The following is a 19014-nucleotide window of genomic DNA, read 5'->3' on the forward strand; positions in this document are numbered from 1 at the left end:
AAAAAACCCCGGTCTTCGATACCGGGGTTTTATCTATTTATTTGTGGTAGGAAACTACACGTTCGACTTCGTTTTTTGAACCCAATATAACAGGTACTCTTTGATGGATGTCGTTTGGCGCGATTTCCATAATTCGCTCAGTACCGGTACTACTTGCCCCACCTGCTTGTTCTACGATAAAGGACATGGGGTTGGCTTCATACATGAGGCGTAATTTTCCAGGCTTCGTTGGATCCTTAATGTCTTTCGGATACATAAAGATTCCGCCTCTAGTCAATATACGGTAAACCTCTGCTACCATCGACGCTACCCAACGCATATTGAAGTCTTTATCGCGACTTCCTGTTTTGCCGGCTATACACTCTTCTATATACCGTTGAACTGGTGGCTCCCAAAAGCGTTGGTTTGACATATTTATTGCGAATTCTTTGGTGTCCGCAGGTATTTTCATATTTGGGTGTGTAAGAATGAATTCCCCAGTGTGCGGTTGAAGTGTAAAGCCATTTACGCCATTTCCTGTCGTGAACACGAGCATTGTTGATGGTCCATATAGACAAAATCCACCAAATACCTGTTTTGTACCGGGAATCAAATAATCATCCTTGGTAGGATTTGTTATCCCGTCCGGACACTTAGTGATCGATATTATCGAACCAACCGTGAGATTGACATCAATGTTTGATGAACCATCCAATGGGTCAAAATACATTAGATATTTGCCCTTTGGAAATTCACTTGGGATCTGATAAACATCATCCTCTTCCTCAGAAGCCATCCCAGCAAGGTGTCCGCCCCACTGCGTCGAGGTAATAAACATTTCGTTGGACATGACGTCGAGTTTCTTTTGAGTCTCGCCCTGTACATTTTCGCTTCCGGCTGTGCCCAATACGCCAAATAATGCGCCGTGATTGACAGACTCGTGAATCTTACGACATGCGGTTGTCACGTTAAGTATAAGATCGACTAAGTCGCTATCGAGATTCTGGCCGTTTCTTTGTTCATTCTTAAGAAAGCGAACCAGATTAATCTGAGTATCCATCATTTTTTCCTTCTATAAATTTAATCTATTTGGTCAAAGATTGGCGCGCATTTTAGCAGAGGTTTTTAGATTTACCGAATTTGAAACGATTACCGAACTTTTTGTTCGATTTGTTTTATTGGCAGTAAGCCAGGATTGGTGATCTGTTCCATTTGGCCTTCTATCCAAGTTTCAACTAAGTTATTGATTTCTTCAGGTGATTTTCCTTCAGGATAAATTGCTTCACCGATTATCATTTTCACGGTACCCGGTTTGATTAGAAAAGAACCTTTTGCCCAATATTCGCCGGCATTGTGGGCTACTGGAATAATTGGTGCCTTGGTAGCCTCGGCGAGCCGGGCGCCCCCAAGCTTATATTTTCCTTTCTTGCCAGCTGGGATTCGCGTACCTTCTGGAAAAATAACTATCCACAGATTGTCTCGCAGCCTTTCCTTACCTTGTTCTATTATCTGCTGCATTGCCGCTTTACGAGTGCTGCGATTAATAGCAATTGGTTCCAATTGAGCCAATCCCCAGCCAAAAAATGGAACGTGTAGCAGTTGCTTTTTCAATATCCAAACATGATGTGGAAAAACTTTTTGTAGCGCATAAGTTTCCCAGGTCGACTGATGTTTGGCCATGATGATTGATGCCTTATCATGTAGATTCTCTTTTCCAATTACCTCCATATCTAATCCTGCTAAATACTTTAATGCGAGCATGTTGGAATACGCATACCCGAGTATGTACGTAAAACGAAATTTTAGAGGCATAAAGAAAAAGAGTGCGCCGGTTAATCCAAAAAAGATCGCGCTTATCATTTGATAAAATTGATAAAGGGTTGATCGCAGAAAAATCATCTGTTATGTCTTCTTGATTCTAAGTTGTTTGAGTCAGCGATTTTATACTGCATTAGCGATTATCGCATCAACTGCGTGTTCCAGATCTTTGAAGACGGGAATATTTTCTTTTATTGATGAGACCTTTGGTGAAGAAGCCTTACCTTTTCCTGTTAGGACTAAAATAGGTTTAGCATGACATTGAAATGCCGCTGCCAAATCCCGTGGAGAGTCTCCAACAACAGGAATATTGTTAAGTTCTACGCCAAAATATTCTGAGATGCGTTTATATAACAAGGTATGCGGTTTTCGGCAGTCACAACGATCGCTATCGATATGTGGACAGAAAAATAACCCATCAATATGACAACCATTAGCCAGAAGATAGCGCGACAATTTATTGTGCATAAATGAAAGCGTTCGCGTAGAAAAATACTTTCTTCTAATTCCTGACTGATTTGTCGCGACGGCCACTAGAAATCCGTTCTTCTTTAACCTGGAAATTGCCTCGATACTACCAGTGATTGGCACCCACTCTGATTCATTCTTAATATATTCGTCCGAATCCTGATTAATGACGCCATCTCTATCAAGAATTACTAGCCTTCTATTCATAGATATTTCTTTTATACCGCATTGAAAAGACGATTGTGAGAAAAATAAATATTCCAATGAGATCAAAGGCACTTTGTCTTGGTGCGAGTAATATTTCTGCTCTCGATGCTTTACACTTCTCACATATGGGCCCGACAAATCGTCCGATAAATTCGGGTCGGTTTGTGCTGTCAATGAGTACCTCTTGTTCTGTTTCCAATTTGACACCGATCAAATCGGTCTTGATTTTTGACAAATACGTTCCGGCACCAACATTCGCGCCAATATATTTTACAACGTAGATAGTATTGGTTTCAGACACGAAATGCACTGCCAAAGGCTGTATGGTAAATACGTACTGCGCGTCTACAGCTGTTCCAAGTGTATAGTATTTCTGCTTAGCGTCATTGGATAGATTGATCTCTACCAGTTGACTTGGCGTCTCTGAACTCGGTGGCAAATATCCGAATGGATCTTCGACTGCGGTGCTTGCAATGAATAAAGAATCAAAATCTTTTGCATAACTAAGTCCAAGAGGTCCCTTACTATGATCTAAAGTGATTGTTTGTTGTAGTTCTAATTGGCTGCTAGCATAAGTAAGAATAGATACAGTATTTATCTTTCTATTGCTGACAAACACGCGATAATTTCTTGGATCAATTGTTATTCCTATACTTCCAACATTCTTTAGTGAAACTTCGTTCACTATTGCCTGAAAGCCAGTATTGTTGGCATTGATCATACTGATGCCAGAGTCTATTGTTTTTCCATCTGAGTCAATTTTCGGCCCAGTTGAGAATATGAAATTTCCTATGGAGTCGATTGCTCCGCTGTTATAGTCCACTGGAATCAGATCAACTTCCCCGCTTGGTAATCCTTCATCATCTAGTTGTACTTTTGTGACTCCTCCGTTATGCGTGACATATAGAGAATTTGTGAGTTGATGATATATAAGCCCAGACGGCTGCTCACCAATTTCAGATATTTTTGCCTCGGGAAGATCTTTGTTAATCGTAGAATCGATTACCATTACGTCACCTGGGCGATCAATATATCTCTCCGTGACATAAACCTTTGTGCCGTCGCTATTGATGGCTACGCTGGTAGGGTTAACGGCAAATATAGTGTCAACTAACTCCATAGTCTGTGTGTCGACTACTTTGATGGCGCCATCTTGACGCAAGATAGGAATGTAGGCGTAGCGGGTAGGTGATTCAATATATGAATCCAAGTTATCAGAATTAGGGATCGTACAACCCGAGGAAATAAGCGTAGTTAAGCACAATAAGACTAAGCCTACGCATTTTGAAGCCGATAAGAATTGGGAACTTATCTGCATTTCTTCCCATCCACATGATTTCATTGACTCTTTTTCCTGCACAAGGAGCTACACCATCGCGCAGTTTCTATTTATTTACAAATAACTTATTGAAAGCAATAAAGAGTCTAATTTATCTATCTGATCTGAAGCTTGCCTATGTCTGCGACCTGATTAAAAAGCTGATTAATACTCGCTATTAGAGTTAATCTATTATTTCTCAGAGCCTTGTCTTCACTATTGACCATAACGGAATCGAAAAATTCGTCTACCGTAGTCCTCAGTCCGGATAAGATTTCCAAGCATCTGCTGTATTCTTCGTTCTCCAAGGCTAGATTGGTGTCAGGTTGAATGTCCTGAATACACTTGTATAGTTCACCTTCAGCCTTTTCTTGAAACAATTTCGTATCAAGCTTCCCGAGTGATAACTGAATGGTTTCGGATTTCTTTAAAATGTTGCTGATGCGTTTATTGGCAGCGGCCAAACTCTCCGCAGCTGGATTTCTCTTAAATTCTTGTACCGCCATAATTCGTTTGCTGATATCACTTGGGCTGAATATGTCGATACTAATTACAGATTCAAATACGTCTACTTCATAACCCTTTTCAGCGAAGTAGCCACGCATGCGCTCATTGATAAAAATTAATACCTCTTGCGCGGTATGTTTTAATAAAAGTTTGGACGGATACCCCGCCTCTGCCGCTTCTAACAGTTCATACAAATTGATGTTCTTGTTGTGTTCGACAAGTATACGAATCACACCTAATGCCGCGCGGCGCAAACCGAAAGGATCTTTGTCACCGGTGGGACTTTGTCCTATGCCAAATATTCCTATTAAAGTGTCTACTTTTTCTGCGATTGACAAAATTTGCCCTGCCGAGGATGTAGGCAGGGAATCTCCTGCAAACCTGGGCTTGTATTGTTCATCAATAGCGAGGGCAACTTCATCGTGTTCTTTTGCCGCAAGAGCATAATAACGGCCCATCGTACCCTGTAGCTCAGGGAACTCGCCGACCATACCAGTTACGAGATCACACTTAGCCAAATATGCTGCGCGACTAGGTATGCGAGAATCTTCGCCAAATTGACTTGCAATAAATTCTGCCAATCGTACAACTCGGCGAGTTTTATCGGCCAAACTACCTAGTTGATGTTGGAAAACGATATCCTCAAGGCGTGAAAAATAACCCTCGAGTGGTGTTGCTTTGTCCTGCTTCCAAAAAAACTCGGCGTCAGAAAGTCGTGGACGTATTACACGCTCATTTCCCGTTCTAACTGACTGAATATTGCTGCTCTCTATATTCGATATAGTTATGAAATAAGGCTGTAAATGCCCGTTTTTATTAACGTGAAAATACTTCTGATGATTCTTCATTGCAGATATAAGTGCTTCCTGAGGTATGTCGAGAAAATCCGTATCAAATTTTCCTACAACCGGTGCCGGCCACTCAACCAATCCAGTAACCTCGTCGAGCAAACTCTCGTCTATAACAGCAACGCAACCAATGTTATTAGCCGCCTCTTCAATTAAACTCCTAATTGTATTTTTCCGCGTGGCATAGTCCGCGAAAACTTTTCCTTCGCCAGCCAACAAATTTACGTAACTATCCGGTTGAGGAATGGTTATGGGTTCTGGATGATGGAAACGATGGCCAAAGGTGGTGTTCGAAGACCTATGTCCGAATAAAGAACAATCAACGACACTATCGCCAAACATCACAACTAACCACTTAACGGGACGAACGAAATCATGTGTGTGACTTCCCCAGCGCATTCTTTTTGGAACCGGTAGTCTATTTAACGCTTGCTGAATGATGAGTGGTATTAACTCATTTGTAGGTAAGCCAGGCTCAAGCTTCTTAAATACCAACCAACTCCCTTTATCTGTTTCTAGTTTTTCGAGTTCATCTACGCTACAACCACAAGATCGCGCAAAACCCTCTGCTGCCGGAGTAGGACAACCATCCTCCTTAAATGCGGCTAATAAAGCTGGGCCACGTCTTTCGACAAATTTGTCAGCCTGTTGTACGGATAGAGATTTTACATATATCGCGAGTCTTCTTGGTGTGGCATAACCTTGGCTTAGTTCAAATGCCAGTTCGGCTTTGCCTAAACCATCGATAAAGTCTTGATGAAACGCATCAGACAATCTCTTTAATGCTTTCGGTGGTAGTTCTTCGGTACCGATTTCTACAAGTAAATCTTTCGTATTCATTTGGATGTATGTCCGTGTAACATTGGAAATCCAAGAGATTCGCGATTGTCATAGTAAGATTGCGCGACCGCTTTTGCTAAGGTTCTCACACGCGCAATAAATCTGGCGCGTTCAGTGACTGATATTGCGTGTCTAGCATCTAACAAGTTAAACGTGTGCGATGCTTTCAACACCATCTCATACGCTGGCAACGGTAGGCCATCTTCGATAAGTGCATGACTTTGCGTCTCACATGTATCAAACCAATTAAATAATGAAATGACGTCGGCTTTCTCAAAATTATAAGTAGACATTTCCACTTCGTTCTGATGATAAACGTCGCCGTATCTGATTTTTCCTAATGGACCATCGGCCCACACGAGATCGAAAACACTGGTCACATCCTGTATATACATGGCCAACCGTTCTAGCCCGTAGGTAATTTCCCCTGTTACAGGTTTGCAATCCAAGCCGCCCACCTGTTGAAAATACGTAAATTGGGTAACTTCCATTCCATTTAGCCAAACTTCCCAGCCTAATCCCCAGGCGCCTAAGGTGGGTGATTCCCAGTCGTCCTCTACAAAGCGTATGTCATGTTCCAAAGGGTCAAATCCCAACATACGTAAAGAATTGAGATAAAGATCCTGAATGTCATCGGGAGAGGGCTTTAACACAACCTGAAATTGATAATAATGCTGAAGTCGATTAGGGTTCTCGCCGTATCTACCATCGGTGGGCCTTCTTGAGGGCTGAACATAGGCTGCTGCCCATGGCTCGGGCCCGATTGAACGCAAGAAGGTAGCAGGATGAAAAGTGCCGGCGCCCACTTCCATGTCGAAAGGTTGAACCACGACGCACCCTTGCTGCGCCCAATAGTGTTGCAGACTCAGGATTAATCCCTGGAAGGTGTTGATATCAAAATCAGATTTTCTCATTTCTCTCAATTGTTTCAGATAAAAATGGGCTTAAGTATACAGACTGGTGTACAAAAAATATATGAGCCTGGGGCGAATACCAATAGGTTTCATGATGTTAAAATTTACGAGGATTTACTTATATCTGAACAGTGAATTCCTTTGCGGATTCAAAGTTAAAACGCTGATTTTAAGCTTATTTTTCTAAAGACTTTACGCTACAAAGCCGACATTAAAATGTATATGTTTTGTTGCAGGTATGTAATGTCCAGACTTTACCTCGAACCTACGGTTACCGCGCATTGGCACTCTTTAGTCTTGGAAGCTGAGCAAAAATGCGATTGCCAGCTATCAGATGAACTTGAAAGCTATCTTGTCTTTCTGTTGATGCGATTTGCGGATAGGACAGATATAGCTAACTCTATAATGGCATTGGAATACCTTAAAAGCATGAAAAATTGGGGTAAATTGCGGCAAGATGGTCTACGAGATGTTGGAGATCGTTGCCTTTTGTTTTCTGGCTTGTATCCTCAAAGAGCGAAGCGGAAAAGGGTAAAAATTAGCTATTTTGTCGACTTGGGGAGAAGCGCCTATGGGCAGCTGAGTGAGACTTGTTGCCAAACCTCTGGTCGTGTCTACAAAGACCTAGCCATAGCTTTTGTAACCTTGATGGATATCCTTCTTGCCATCCGTGAACTAAGCTTGGATGTGCCGCTTTTAACCCCACTTGAAGCACTGGAGTTGTGGCAGGATACAGGTAGTAAACGTGCGTTGAAGGCAGCAAACTCAATTTCCGACGACGGCATATTGATTCTTGGGACTGATTCTAAGTCCTCTCACTAAATACTATTGTTTTTCACCAATTGATACCTTCTCTTTAGCGTGATTCTGCTAAAATCACCGTCCGTTTTAAGCTATATCTATATCAACTATCTTATGTCTACAAAACGAAAGGCAATTGCCCTGATCTCAGGTGGTCTCGACTCAATGCTTGCGGCTAAAGTGGTTCAAGACCTAGGTGTTCATGTCGAAGGTATCAATTTTTTTACCGGTTTTTGTGTAGAAGGACATACACATGCCATACGTAAAAAAGACAAGCCCAAGCGCAATAACGCCCTGTGGGTGGCGGAGCAATTAGGGATTAAATTACATATTGTCGACGTTGTAGAACCCTATAAAGATGTTTTGCTGAACCCAAAACATGGGTATGGCCAAAATATGAATCCGTGTCTGGATTGCAAATCGTTTATGGTGGGACAGGCGGTAAAATGGATTAAAGAAAACAATTTTGATTTTATTGTTACAGGAGAGGTAGTAGGACAACGGCCAATGTCACAACGTCGCGATACGATGCCTGTTGTAGCTAGAGAATCTGGAGCGAACGATCTACTCTTACGTCCCTTGTGCGCAAAAATTCTACCTCCAACTTTGCCGGAACGTGAGGGATGGGTCGACAGAGATAAACTTCTGGCCTTTAATGGCCGATCTCGCAAACCGCAAATCGCTCTCGCAAATAGCCTTGGTTTTACTGAATTCGCTCAACCTGCCGGTGGCTGTTGTTTTCTTACCGATCCAAATTATTCAAAACGTCTTGTGGATCTTTGGCATGGACGTCACGATCGTGATTACGAGCTTGATGACGTGATGTTGCTAAAAGTGGGCAGGCATATCAGGCCCAATGATAATTTCAAAATGATTGTGGGAAGGGAAGAGGGTGAAAACAATTTCCTTGAAGGGTATCGAAAACAATTTATCCATATGCGAACGCCGGATCATAGCGGGCCCCTCGTACTGTTAGACGGAAACCCGAGCGCAGACGATATTGAGCTAGCGGCGAGGATCACAGCAAGGTTTGGAAAAGGAAAATCATTGCCATTGGTAAAAGTGGAAATAGGTGAATTATCCGGGGTGAAAAAACTTATCGAGGTCAAGCCAATTTCACCGTCAGAGATGCCGGAGGATTGGACGCTATGAGTCACTACGAGTTAGATGCCCGTCGTCTGCTTTGCCCTTTACCTGTGATTCGAACTCAAAACAAAATTAAGACACTTTCGGTTGGTGACCAACTATTGGTGATTTGCACCGATCCTGGGGCTGAGAACGATATTCCTGCCTGGTGCCGCATCAATGGACACAAACTTGTATCCATTGATCACGAAGATCGGGAACTCAAAATCTTGATCGAGGTTTCAAACGTTGACTAACGCACCGACAGATGATGGATTGAAAACGAGACATGCTGTTATTAAAAAAGTAACAGTTGTCGGTGCGATCGTTAATGCAGCGCTGTCCGTCATCAAAATCTTCATGGGATATATTGCCAACTCGCAAGCCCTAATTGCAGATGGGATGCACTCATTGGCCGACCTGATAAGTGATGGCGTTGTTTTGTGGGCTTCTAAACACAGTACTCGTGAAGCCGATAGTGAGCACCCTTATGGGCATGGCCGAATAGAAACACTGGTAAGTGTCTTACTTGGAGCGTTTCTTATTTTTGTCGCGATAGGGTTAATGGTAGACGCTGCGGTTTCGCTAACAGAAGAGGGAATTCTCAGTCAACCAGAGCTACTTGCCCTGTTCGCAGCTATGTTCTCTATTTTTGCCAACGAGTGGTTGTTTCATTACACCAGATCGGCGGCCAAGCGAATTCATTCTAATATATTACATGCAAACGCGTGGCACCACCGGTCCGATGCCATCTCATCCATCATCGCTCTGGTGGGGATAGGCGGAACCATGTTGGGCTTCCCCTATCTGGATGCGATAGCTGCAATCGGCGTGAGCCTGCTTATAGCCAAAGTTGGGTGGGATATCGCATGGCGTTCATTACAGGAATTGATAGACACAGGACTTGATAAGGGTAAGGTTGACGAAATCGAAAAAACGATTCTGAATGTTGATGGGGTGAAAGAGGTTCATATGTTGAGGACCCGGCTTCATGGAGGCCAAGCGTTCGTTGATGTGCATATACAAATAGACAACCCACGTATTAGTGTTTCGGAAGGTCACCATATAAGTACTGTCGTTCAAAACAAACTCCTGCAGGAGGTTTCGGAAGTTAACGACGTTGTCGTTCATATAGACCCGGAAAACGACGAGACATCTGCACCAAGTGAGGGCTTGCCTTTAAGAAATAAGGTGCAAAAGAAGCTGCAACTGTATTGGAAAGATTTAGAGCTCGGTAAAAAAATTAAGCGTATTACCTTGCATTACTTAGATGGTAAGATTCAGGTCGATGTTGAATTGCCACTGGACCTCATTAGCTCCGCGGTTCCACCGGGGAAAATAAAAGAAGACCTGGCAAAACTTTGTGAAAACGATCCCGATATTGCAGGAATAAAGGTTCTGTTTAGCTGAGCGCACCTTTTTGGTGCTTTACTATACAGGACCGCACCAATTTGGGGCTGTTTGCATTGTGCATCTTCGGCCTGCCGGTCCTAACTTTTTGATAAAACGGCACAAAAACTCGTGGCATACATTATGCTGAGAGCGTCCTAGTATTTACATATCGCACCCTATTCGGGGGCACATTATATTTTGGAGGATTGAAATGGCGTCCAATGTTTTAGAGTTGATAAAAAAACACGAAGTGAAGTTTCTTGATGTTCGCTTTACTGATACGCGCGGAAAAGAACAGCACCTGACATTCCCATCTACCATGATCAATGAAGATCAACTAGCCGAAGGTTTTATGTTTGATGGTTCATCAATTGCTGGTTGGAAAGGGATTAACGAATCAGACATGATTCTTCGTCCAGACGAATCAACAGCTGTTTTGGATCCTTTTTCTGAGGATGTAACTCTGATTATCCGCTGTGATATCGTCGAGCCTTCGACAATGCAAGGTTATGAGCGTGATCCGCGTTCTGTTGCAAGACGTGCAGAAGAATATTTGAAATCGACTGGGATCGGTGATACCGCATTTTTTGGTCCAGAGCCAGAGTTTTTTATTCTAGATGACGTGCGTTGGGGCTCGGACATGAGTGGCTCTTTCTGTAAGATCGATTCTGCTGAAGCAGATTGGAACTCAGAAAAAGTTTTTGAAGATGGCAACATGGGACATCGTCCTTCGGTTAAGGGCGGCTACTTTCCTGTTCCACCGGTTGACTCACTTTATGACATTCGTTGCGCTATGGTTGCGGCGATGCAGGAGATGGGTTTGGAAGTGGAGGTTCACCATCACGAAGTTGCCACTGCTGGTCAGTGTGAAATCGGTGTCAAATTCAACACGCTGATCAAGAAAGCTGACGAAGTCCAGTTGTTGAAATACTGTGTCCACAATGTCGCCCATGCTTATGGTAAAACAGCCACTTTTATGCCCAAGCCTATGGTTGGTGATAATGGCAGTGGTATGCACGTCCACCAGTCAATTTCCAAAGACGGTAAGAATTTGTTCTCTGGTGATCTATATGGTGGTTTGTCAGAAACAGCGCTGTTCTATATCGGCGGAATCATCAAACATGCGAAAGCGCTTAACGCTTTTACAAACGGTTCAACCAATAGCTATAAGCGCTTGGTTCCAGGATTCGAGGCTCCAGTTATGTTGGCCTACTCTGCACGTAACCGTTCTGCTTCAATCCGCATTCCGTACGTACAAAACCCTAAGGCTCGTCGTATCGAAGTTCGTTTCCCTGACCCGTCTGCAAATCCATATCTTGCCTTCGCTGCAATGCTGATGGCTGGTCTTGACGGGATTCAAAACAAGATTCATCCTGGCGATGCAATGGACAAGGATCTATACGATCTTCCGCCTGAGGAAGAAGCGAAGATCCCACAGGTTTGTTACTCACTGGATGGAGCGTTGGATGCATTGGACAAAGATCGTGAGTTCCTCACTCGCGGCGGAGTGTTCACCGATGACATGATCGACGCGTATATTGCGTTGAAGATGGGTGAAGTAACTCGCATTCGCATGACGACTCATCCTATTGAGTTTGATATGTATTACAGCGTGTAATTGTTGTTTAAATCAAACGCCCCTTTTCAGGGGCGTTTTTTTTTGCCTATTATATGGTCTGTGTTTTGAAAGGATTAATATATGCGTCTTTTTCTTCTTACTCTCATTTTTATGTGGTGTACCGCAGTTTGGGCGGAAGTATACCGATTTGTTGATGATGAAGGCGTTGTTCACTACTCAGATTCTAAAAAGGAAGGTGCTGAAAAAATCACGATCGATAAATACACACCCAAAAACCCATCTTCTCAACTCAAACCAAAGCTTCAAGATCAAAAAACAAAAGAGGTTCCACCAAAACCTACAGGTGAGCCTGGATTTCCTGGATATAGTAAATTCGAATTAACGTCGCCCAAAGATGATGAAGTCGTACGAAGTAATAGTGGTGAGCTTAATGTTAGGCTGACGTTGACGCCGAGCCTATTTTTTCGCAAGGGACATAAAATTGAACTCTATATGGACTCAAAAAAGGTGTTTTCTGGCAGCACTACGGTCATTCCTTTGAAAAATGTAGATCGAGGAACCCATAGTTTGCGAGCTGAAATCATTGATCCCGCTAATGGAAATGTTCTAGCAACAACACCGCTCATTTCTTTTCACTTGAAACGCTTTTCTGCCCTGTTTTAGATCGGTTATGTTTCCCGTTTGAATATGTGCACTATTGTGGTGCATAATAATTTTGTGTTAGTTTTCCTCTCATTTTCAACCGCCCGTATCTCATTGGTTTTATTGCATATTTCAATATGTTTGTGAATTATTGAGTTGGTCAAATATTTGCTATCTATCCTGTAACAGTTTGGGGCTTTGGTTTTGCATTACTCACCAGTAAATATTTTAGAGAATCTTGAAACAGCTGTGCTGCTCGTCAACGCCTCGGGGATGATTCAGTACATGAATTCAAGTGCTCAATCACTGTTTAGCACAAGTTTGAGACAGGCCGAGGGGCAGTCTATTTCTACCTTGTTTTTGCGCGCGGAACACCTTGTTAATGCTTTGAACAAGACAGTAACCGAGTCTTCATGTTTTACCGAAAGAGGGGTTGAAATCACATTGTCAAACCCAGTCAAAAGGATACGTGTTGATTGCACATTTTCACCCTTTTCCGACGAGCACTTCAGGTCGTCTGCTTTAATCGAAATGAGACGAGTCGACCGAATGCTAAGGATTGAGAGGGAAGAGCGACGACTCGCGCAGCAAAATGCAGTGAAACAACTCGTTCGTGGCCTAGCGCATGAAGTGAAGAATCCCTTAGGAGGACTGCGAGGTGCGGCGCAACTTCTAGAGCGAGAGTTAGAAAGCGCAGATTTAAAAGAATTTACGGATATTATTATTGGTGAGGCAGATCGCTTACAGCAATTAGTTGATGACATGCTGGGACCGAATCAGCTTCCACGTAGGGCGAAAGTTAATATTCACCAGGTATTAGAAAGAGTGCGAAATCTGGTGGAGATCGAATTCGGAAACCAAACTCGCTTTGTTCGTGATTATGATCCCAGTATTCCGGAAATCACTGCAGACAAAGATCGACTTATTCAGGCCGTTCTGAATGTAGTGCGTAATGCTGTGCAGGCTATCAATGAAGCCGGTCGCGTAATAATTAAAACTAGGACTCTGCGTAAATTTACGCTCGGTAATCACTGCTTTCGTTTGGTACTAAAAATCGAAATTCGGGATAACGGCCCTGGTATTCCAGAAGATATTGCCGATCAAATTTTCTATCCCATGGTGACAAGTAAAGTGACAGGTTCAGGATTGGGACTTGCTATTACACAAACCATCGTTGGGCAACATGATGGCTTGATTGAATGCGTTAGTGAACCAGGGGACACTACTTTTACAATTTTACTGCCTTTTAGTGATGCCGATTTGTCTACGAACGGCGAATAACAGTTATAGGTAACAACAATGGGAAATAATGACCTTGTTTGGGTAATTGACGATGACCGGTCCATACGTTGGGTATTGGAAAGGGCTTTGCGGCAAGCTGGCTTCGATGTGGAATGTTTCGAAAGCGCGACCACCATCATACAACGTCTCCAGGGTAAGCGACCGTCAGCCATTTTATCCGATATTAGAATGCCGGGCATCGACGGACTAGTATTGCTCGACAAGGTGGTTAATGAATTTCCGGAAATTCCTGTAATTATAATGACCGCACACTCTGATTTAGATAGTGCTTTATCAGCATATGGTGGAGGCGCGTTTGAATATTTGCCCAAACCATTTGATGTTGATGAAGCAGTTGATTTGGTTAGGCGTGCGGTTGAACACAATAAAGACTCCAAATTGACTTTCTCATCAGACGAAAGTATTTCGAACACCGAAATAGTCGGTGAAGCGCCTGCTATGCAGGAAGTCTTTCGCGCGATAGGGCGCTTATCACGTTCCAACATTACCGTTTTAATAAACGGTGAATCCGGAACTGGAAAAGAGTTGGTAGCCAACGCGTTGCATCGCCACAGTCCGCGTTCAGAATTTCCCTTTATTGCGATAAATACAGCTGCCATACCTCGAGACTTGCTTGAGTCGGAATTGTTCGGGCACGAAAAAGGCGCATTTACCGGAGCTCAAGCGATGCGGCGTGGTCGTTTCGAACAGGCAAATGGTGGTACGCTCTTTCTGGATGAAATAGGAGATATGCCTGCAGAACTTCAAACTCGTCTGCTCAGGGTATTAGCGTCAGGAGAGTTTTACCGTGTCGGTGGTCATGAGCCGGTAAAGGTCGATGTACGGATTATTGCTGCGACGCACCAGAACCTCGAAAAATTAGTTGCAAAAGGCCAGTTTCGCGAAGATCTTTTTCACCGTTTGAATGTCATTCGTATTCATATACCGTCTCTACGAGAGCGGAGGGAAGATATTCCAACTTTGATGCGGTTCTTTTTGAGTCGAGCCTCGAAAGAACTCAATGTTGAACCGAAAATTTTACGTCAGGATACGGAACGTTTTCTAACCCAGCTTGAGTGGCCCGGGAATGTTAGGCAGTTAGAAAATATCTGTCGCTGGCTTATGGTAATGGCTCCGGGTGCAGAAATTCACATAGATGATTTGCCTACGGAATTACGTTCAGAAAATGAAACTGACTCAGCGGTTGAAGACTGGGAGAAATCATTAAGAAATTGGGCCGCAAGTGCTTTGAGGCAAGGTAAAAACGAAATTCTTAGTACATCGACCCCCCGTTTTGAAAGCATTATGATCTCCGTTGCGTTAGAGTTTACCGGTGGCCGTAAACAGGAAGCAGCTAAACTTTTAGGTGTTGGGAGAAATACCTTGACTAGGAAATTGAAAGAATTGAATCTGGAAAAAGACGATGTGCTGGTGGAATAGCGCCAGTTTCCATTGCTGACGTTTTATCTCTGGGTTGGTACGATAGCGTCTTAAATGAAAACTCTATACGACAGCGTAAATGATTAATATCGTTCTCTATGAACCCGAGATTCCACCCAACACTGGCAACATAATGCGTTTGTGCGCAAATATGGGCGCCAATTTACATCTTATTAAACCCTATGGTTTCTCTTTGGAAGAAAAAAAATTGCGCCGAGCCGGCCTGGACTATAAAGACTGGGCCATCGTAACCGAATATGAAAATTTTGAATCGTTTTTTGAAATTAACAAGCCAGATATTCTCTACGCTGTTTCAACCAAAGGTGTCGTTCATTACGCCGAAATTACCTTTACTGATGGGGACTATCTACTCTTTGGTCCCGAATCGCGAGGGCTGCCTTCGAATATATTGTCCGATTTGCGTTTGCGAGCCGTGATTAAGATCCCCATGGTGGAAGACAGTCGTAGTCTTAACCTTTCAAACGCTGTCGCTATTATTGCCTACGAATTTTGGCGACAACTGGAATATGTTGGAAGCAGTAGCAGTTAACGCTAAACCATGTGGCCCAGGTAAGTTCTTAGATACCTGCGTTGAAAGTGTTCGATATTCCACTCTCGCCTGCTGATACGAAGCTGTTCTTTTGGTCGATAAATAAACGCTAGTGAAGTTTGACCATCCGGTAACCTTACCCTACACAGAACCCGGCGGTACATTCTACCTTCGTAACGATCGAGTTTGTTGAGCTGTTTTGTATTTAGCGTAAGCAAAGTTCCTTGTAGTACTTTTCCTTTCTTCGGTTTAGCTACAGGAAAACACTCGCCTGTCACTTGGTAGGCCTGCATATGCGGAAGTTCGGCATTCACTGTCGAAATATGTTTTCTAAACAATTGCCATCGTATTTTACGTATAAGTAGCGTGCCGTAACAAAACACATGTTGTTTCATTATTCAGATTTGATTGAACGACCGAGTAAGGCATGAACGGCAGCGAGAGGATCTTCTTTTTTATAAATAATGCGATAAACATGTTCGACGATGGGCATCTCGACTTTGAGTTGTTTTGCTAGTTGATGAGCTTCCTTTGCAGCATATACGCCTTCTGCAACTTGGCCTAGTTTCAATTGGATTTGTTCCAATGACTCGCCTGCGGCCAGGCTGATACCTACACGTCGATTTCTCGATTGATCATCTGTGCACGTTAAAACCAAATCTCCAAGTCCTGCGAGGCCCATAAATGTGCGAGGGTCTGCGCCTAAAGCTACCCCTAATCGTTGTATTTCAACTAACCCCCGAGTTATTAAGGCTGCACGCGTATTTGCTCCGAACTCAAGCCCATCCGCAATACCGGCGGCAATGGCAAGAACATTTTTTACGGCTCCGCCAACTTCTACACCGATTAGATCATTGCTGGTATAGGCGCGAAATGTTTCGTTGTGCATGATGTCAGCGACTTTGTTGGCGAATTCGTCATTATCGCAGGCAACCGTGATTGCAGTAGGAAGACCTTTGGCTACTTCTTTGGCGAATGTCGGCCCGGAAACGACAGCAACATTTCTGTCCTTTCCTAGCTCCTCAATACACACCTCGTGCATTAGTTTAAAACTATCTTTTTCGAATCCTTTGGTAGCTAACAGTACATCAGTCTGGGGTCTTATGTACTTGCCTATTTGATTTGCAACATGCCTGAATGCGGAGGAGGGAATGACCAACACGAGCAATTCACTTCTTGTGACTACAGTCTCTAGATCGCTTGTGGCGTGGAGAGTGTTCGGAAATACGACATCAGGAAGATAACGACTATTACGCGCTTCAAGTGACATCTTCTCAGCCTGATCTTTGTCTCTTGCCCAGAGAAATACGTCGTGACCGTTACGTGCAAACAAAATAGCCAATGCAGTTCCCCAGGAACCAGCACCTATAACGCCAACTTTATAGTTTTGTCGTTCAACCATTAATGCGTAACAGGTTCCTTGCCTCCCTCTGCTCTATCCTGCATGTGTTGCTGATATAGGGCATCGAAATTTATTGGGGCAAGTAATAACTGAGGAAATCCTGAGCGAGAAACAATATCCGAAATCGCTTCGCGCGCATATGGAAAAAGTATATTGGGGCAGTATGCACCGGCCATCACGCCCTTTTCCTGATCGTTATAGCCTTTGATAGTAAATATTCCGGCCTGCTGAACTTCCACTAGAAACGCGGTTTTGTCACCAAGCTTGGCAGTGACCGTGAGGGTGAGAACGATTTCCTGAACATTTTCATCCAGACGTTGAGTGTTATTATTTAACTGAAGATTGATATCTGGTTGCCATTGTTCTTTGAAAATTTCAGGCGTATTCGGTGCTTCGAGTGAAATATCTTTGGTGTAAATCTTTTGAATTGCAAATTCGCGGCTATCACTGTTTGACATTCTAAATCCTTATGCTTACGGTGTTTCCGTTTCCTAAGATGGCTCCGGCCACATATTTGTGTATTGGGTAATTGAGTCTAGTTCTTCCAGTTCTCAGTTGTCTTTGGAGATGCCTAGCAGTTCGTCCAGTTCGCCATCAAATGCGAGTTCCTGCATATCGTCAAAACCGCCTACATGGAAATCCTCAACGAAAATCTGAGGTACACTAGTGCGACGGCTTCTATCTTCCATTTCTATGCGCTTCGAGCTGTCTATATCTACACGTATTTCTGTGTAGTTAACACCCTTCTTGTCGAGAAAACGTTTGGCCATCGTGCAATAAGGACAGCTTCCTGTCGTATATATAGTGACTTGTTTCATGCCGCCTTTGCTTTCTTTTTCTTGCCAACAGCCCCGCTAACAACCGGCATATTGGCTTGAATCCACGCACTGATACCGCCACGCAAGTTGTATACCTGTTCGAAGCCGTGTTTTTTCAGAATTTGGGCGCCTCTTACTGAGCGATTACCAGACTGGCAATACACAATAATGGCTTGCTGTTTGAGTTTATCTAGCTCTCGGGCGCGGGACTCTAGAGCGCCAACTGGTATGTGGCTGGCGTTCTGTAGATGAGCCTGTTTAAATTCATTTTCCAAACGAACGTCAAGTACATGTGCCTCATTATTGATCAGCCTTACAGCCTCGTTAATTCCAATATGATTAACACCGCTAAAACTGGAATCGAGGATATTGCGCACTAAAAGTACGGAGAGCACAATGAACGCGCCTGTTAAGATCCATTCTTCTGCCACGAAGGCCATGAAGTTTTCCATTCAACTAACCTTTATTTCCGTAATGTTATATCTGATGTGCATGAGACGCGTATTTTATACAGGTAAAACCAAGCTTGATAGCCAAAGTAAGCTTTTTTAATTCCCTCTGGCCATGTAAAATACGCGCCCAAATTTAGTGTTGTTTTGGGCATCCGTGCCGCATATGTTTTGCAGGTGTTTATGCACTGCAGAAAACGTCCCGCATCATGCCGATGAGACGAAGTGTTCTGTTGTCACTGACTCTGTAATAGACACGGTTTGCATCCTTGCGGGAAGCTAGAATGCCCTTATCTCTGAGTATTGCCAGGTGTTGGGAAATATTGCTTTGCGAGGTTCCGACCATCTCCACAATATCTTGTACGCTGACCTCGTTAGGTCCAAGTGTACACAAGATTTTGAGTCGCAAGGGGTGAGCCATCGCTTTTATTGAGTGCGCGGCACGTTCAATATCTTCATCCTGAGTTGGTAGAGGGGTTAAATCGTCGTTTGTCATTTGAAAACCTGTATCAATTTCTGGCAACCATGTGCAGGAATTTTTTCGCCTAACACTATATTATTAAAACATTATACAATGATAATCTTTTTTTTAGCCCTGGCCACATAGATATTTTTTGTCCCTGTACTTAGGGAGTT

20 protein-coding genes are annotated in these 19014 nt (G+C 43.4%); 9 read left to right on the top strand and 11 right to left on the bottom strand.

The window, feature by feature from the left end; all coding sequences use genetic code 11:
- Nucleotides 1-37: 37 nt before the first annotated feature.
- From OEZ43_02860 to glyQ, 6 genes are all read right to left on the bottom strand, one after another.
- Nucleotides 38-1039: a class 1 fructose-bisphosphatase gene (locus OEZ43_02860; protein ID MDH5544504.1), complete on the bottom strand. Its 1002-nt coding sequence runs from the start codon at nucleotides 1037-1039 to the stop codon at nucleotides 38-40.
- Between the two features lie 89 nt (nucleotides 1040-1128).
- Nucleotides 1129-1878 (bottom strand): 1-acyl-sn-glycerol-3-phosphate acyltransferase, encoded by a 750-nt coding sequence (locus OEZ43_02865; GenBank protein MDH5544505.1) that lies wholly within the window; start codon nucleotides 1876-1878, stop codon nucleotides 1129-1131.
- Between the two features lie 42 nt (nucleotides 1879-1920).
- Nucleotides 1921-2472: a D-glycero-beta-D-manno-heptose 1,7-bisphosphate 7-phosphatase gene (gene gmhB, locus OEZ43_02870; protein ID MDH5544506.1), complete on the bottom strand. Its 552-nt coding sequence runs from the start codon at nucleotides 2470-2472 to the stop codon at nucleotides 1921-1923.
- Nucleotides 2465-3814: a hypothetical protein gene (locus OEZ43_02875; GenBank protein ID MDH5544507.1), complete on the bottom strand. Its 1350-nt coding sequence runs from the start codon at nucleotides 3812-3814 to the stop codon at nucleotides 2465-2467. The genes gmhB and OEZ43_02875 overlap by 8 nt, the downstream gene beginning before the upstream one ends.
- Before the next feature lie 92 nt (nucleotides 3815-3906).
- Entirely contained in the window at nucleotides 3907-5985 is a 2079-nt protein-coding gene (gene glyS, locus OEZ43_02880; GenBank protein MDH5544508.1) for a glycine--tRNA ligase subunit beta, read from the bottom strand.
- Nucleotides 5982-6899: a glycine--tRNA ligase subunit alpha gene (glyQ, locus tag OEZ43_02885; GenBank protein ID MDH5544509.1), complete on the bottom strand. Its 918-nt coding sequence runs from the start codon at nucleotides 6897-6899 to the stop codon at nucleotides 5982-5984. Before glyQ ends, glyS begins: the two co-directional genes overlap by 4 nt.
- 243 nt (nucleotides 6900-7142) lie before the next feature.
- Between glyQ and OEZ43_02890 the strand changes: the two genes are divergently transcribed.
- From OEZ43_02890 to trmL, 9 genes are all read left to right on the top strand, one after another.
- Complete coding sequence (locus OEZ43_02890; protein ID MDH5544510.1) at nucleotides 7143-7721, top strand: hypothetical protein; 579 nt, start codon at nucleotides 7143-7145, stop codon at nucleotides 7719-7721.
- Between the two features lie 93 nt (nucleotides 7722-7814).
- Entirely contained in the window at nucleotides 7815-8852 is a 1038-nt protein-coding gene (locus OEZ43_02895) for a tRNA (5-methylaminomethyl-2-thiouridylate)-methyltransferase (GenBank protein ID MDH5544511.1), read from the top strand.
- Nucleotides 8849-9082: a sulfurtransferase TusA family protein gene (locus OEZ43_02900; GenBank protein ID MDH5544512.1), complete on the top strand. Its 234-nt coding sequence runs from the start codon at nucleotides 8849-8851 to the stop codon at nucleotides 9080-9082. The genes OEZ43_02895 and OEZ43_02900 overlap by 4 nt, the downstream gene beginning before the upstream one ends.
- Entirely contained in the window at nucleotides 9075-10235 is a 1161-nt protein-coding gene (locus OEZ43_02905; GenBank protein MDH5544513.1) for a cation diffusion facilitator family transporter, read from the top strand. The genes OEZ43_02900 and OEZ43_02905 overlap by 8 nt, the downstream gene beginning before the upstream one ends.
- A gap of 193 nt (nucleotides 10236-10428) precedes the next feature.
- The gene (gene glnA / locus OEZ43_02910) at nucleotides 10429-11835 is read left to right on the top strand and encodes a glutamate--ammonia ligase (protein MDH5544514.1); all 1407 of its coding nucleotides are present in this window, start codon (nucleotides 10429-10431) and stop codon (nucleotides 11833-11835) included.
- An 81-nt stretch (nucleotides 11836-11916) separates the two neighbouring features.
- The gene (locus OEZ43_02915; protein ID MDH5544515.1) at nucleotides 11917-12459 is read left to right on the top strand and encodes a DUF4124 domain-containing protein; all 543 of its coding nucleotides are present in this window, start codon (nucleotides 11917-11919) and stop codon (nucleotides 12457-12459) included.
- Nucleotides 12460-12642: 183 nt separating this feature from the next.
- The gene (glnL, locus tag OEZ43_02920) at nucleotides 12643-13719 is read left to right on the top strand and encodes a nitrogen regulation protein NR(II) (protein ID MDH5544516.1); all 1077 of its coding nucleotides are present in this window, start codon (nucleotides 12643-12645) and stop codon (nucleotides 13717-13719) included.
- 18 nt (nucleotides 13720-13737) lie between these two features.
- A complete protein-coding gene (gene ntrC / locus OEZ43_02925) occupies nucleotides 13738-15159 on the top strand; it encodes a nitrogen regulation protein NR(I) (protein ID MDH5544517.1) in 1422 nt (473 codons plus the stop codon).
- Between the two features lie 79 nt (nucleotides 15160-15238).
- Nucleotides 15239-15709 carry a tRNA (uridine(34)/cytosine(34)/5-carboxymethylaminomethyluridine(34)-2'-O)-methyltransferase TrmL gene (gene trmL, locus OEZ43_02930; protein MDH5544518.1) on the top strand — a complete coding sequence of 157 codons (471 nt, stop codon included), beginning with the start codon at nucleotides 15239-15241 and terminating at the stop codon, nucleotides 15707-15709.
- Between the two features lie 394 nt (nucleotides 15710-16103).
- Here the strand turns inward: trmL and OEZ43_02935 are convergent, their stop codons facing one another.
- From OEZ43_02935 to OEZ43_02955, 5 genes are all read right to left on the bottom strand, one after another.
- Nucleotides 16104-17111 (bottom strand): NAD(P)-dependent glycerol-3-phosphate dehydrogenase, encoded by a 1008-nt coding sequence (locus tag OEZ43_02935; GenBank protein MDH5544519.1) that lies wholly within the window; start codon nucleotides 17109-17111, stop codon nucleotides 16104-16106.
- Complete coding sequence (gene secB / locus OEZ43_02940; GenBank protein ID MDH5544520.1) at nucleotides 17111-17569, bottom strand: protein-export chaperone SecB; 459 nt, start codon at nucleotides 17567-17569, stop codon at nucleotides 17111-17113. Before secB ends, OEZ43_02935 begins: the two co-directional genes overlap by 1 nt.
- Before the next feature lie 93 nt (nucleotides 17570-17662).
- Nucleotides 17663-17929 (bottom strand): glutaredoxin 3, encoded by a 267-nt coding sequence (gene grxC, locus OEZ43_02945; GenBank protein ID MDH5544521.1) that lies wholly within the window; start codon nucleotides 17927-17929, stop codon nucleotides 17663-17665.
- A complete protein-coding gene (locus tag OEZ43_02950) occupies nucleotides 17926-18381 on the bottom strand; it encodes a rhodanese-like domain-containing protein (GenBank protein ID MDH5544522.1) in 456 nt (151 codons plus the stop codon). The genes grxC and OEZ43_02950 overlap by 4 nt, the downstream gene beginning before the upstream one ends.
- 178 nt (nucleotides 18382-18559) lie before the next feature.
- Nucleotides 18560-18874 (bottom strand): metalloregulator ArsR/SmtB family transcription factor, encoded by a 315-nt coding sequence (locus tag OEZ43_02955; GenBank protein MDH5544523.1) that lies wholly within the window; start codon nucleotides 18872-18874, stop codon nucleotides 18560-18562.
- Between the last annotated feature and the right edge of the window lie 140 nt (nucleotides 18875-19014).

The sequence above is a fragment of the Gammaproteobacteria bacterium genome, from assembly GCA_029881255.1.
Lineage (GTDB): Bacteria > Pseudomonadota > Gammaproteobacteria > S012-40 > S012-40 > JAOUMY01.